Raw genomic sequence first — 1,267 nt, 5'->3', positions numbered from 1 at the left:
CCCGCCCCGCCTCACCCCGTGACCAGCCGCCGGCCGCTGACCTCCTCCGGGCGGATCCGCACCCAGCGCGGCCGCGCCCCGCCCGCCCAGGGGGCCGCGCCGGGCAGCCCGGCCAGCCGGTCGAGCTCGGCGGGGTCGTCCACGTAGTGCGCCGGGCCGAGGGCGAGCACGCTCCAGCCGCGCCCGAGGTACTCGTCGATGTGGTCGACCTGGAAGGAGACCGCGGCCCCCTCCACCGGGGCGGCGGCGTCGTGCTCGCCGGTGCGGTAGGCGAAGGAGCCCTGGTCCACCACGTAGTTGACCGGCAGCACCACCGGCCCCGGCTCGACCGGCAGGGCGATCCGGCCGATGCCGTGGCCGCCGACCAGCTGCCAGCACTCCGGCTCGGTGAGGTCGAGCAGCCGGGGGCGCGGGCCGGGGCCGCCCTGGCCGGGCGCGGCGTCGGCACGGCCGGACCGCAGCTCGCCCGGGGTGGTGTCGAGGGCGGCGGCGATCCGGACGAAGCCCGCCGGGTCGAAGCCGGGCCCGGCCTCCAGCAGGCACCGCAGGTAGCGGGGGGCCATCGCGGCCCGGTTGGCCAGGGCCTCCTCGCTGAGGCCCAGCTGCTCGCGCCGTTCGGCGATCCGACGGGCGACGGCGGCGGGGGCGGGGGTGTCGTTCACGGTGGTGACTCCTCGGCTGGCCGGGGGCCGTCTGGCCGCGTCCGGGCGGTGACCAGGGCGGATCCATCCAAGCGCCCGGCCCCCGGCAAGTCGAGCAACGGCCCGGCCCCGTGCGTGTCGGTCCGCGCCCCCGGACCGCCGGCTCCTCAGGACTGCTGTCCGGGACCGGCTAGCCCTTGGTCCTCCGGTCGCGCCAGGCCGGGGCGAGCGCGGCGAGCATCACCGCCGCGGTGAGCACGAACGCCCACGGATAGCCCGTCGCGCCCGCGACCGCGCCGAAGGCGACGGCGCCGACGCCCATGCCCCCGTCGAAGGCGACGTTCCACAGCGCCGTCACGGTGCCGTACCCGGCGGGCGGCACCCGGGCGTACATCAGCGTCAGCGTCGCGTTCTGCGCGACGCCGAAGCCCGCGCCGAACAGCGTGGCCCCGGCCACCACGGCGACCGGGCTGCCCGTCGAGGCCAGCAGCAGCACCCCGCCGGCGCAGACCAGCAGGGCGGGCAGCACCAGCCCGGACGCGCCCCGGCGGTCCCCGTACTGCCCTGCCAGCCAGCGGGTCGCCGTCGCGGCCCCGGGCTGGACCAGCAGCGCCGCCGCGACGGCG

2 protein-coding genes are annotated in these 1,267 nt (G+C 78.9%); both read right to left on the bottom strand.

What is annotated here, in order from left to right; all coding sequences use genetic code 11:
* Positions 1-11 precede the first annotated feature (11 nt).
* Positions 12-662, bottom strand: coding sequence for a pyridoxamine 5'-phosphate oxidase family protein (locus AE652_RS28290; RefSeq protein WP_049656532.1), 651 nt, complete (start codon positions 660-662; stop codon positions 12-14).
* 169 nt (positions 663-831) lie between these two features.
* A partial coding sequence (locus AE652_RS28285; RefSeq protein WP_049656531.1) for an MFS transporter occupies positions 832-1,267 on the bottom strand: 436 nt, incomplete at its 5' end.

This window comes from Kitasatospora sp. MY 5-36 (assembly GCF_001182915.1).
Lineage (GTDB): Bacteria > Actinomycetota > Actinomycetes > Streptomycetales > Streptomycetaceae > Kitasatospora.
This window is presented reverse-complemented; position numbering and strand designations above follow the sequence as displayed.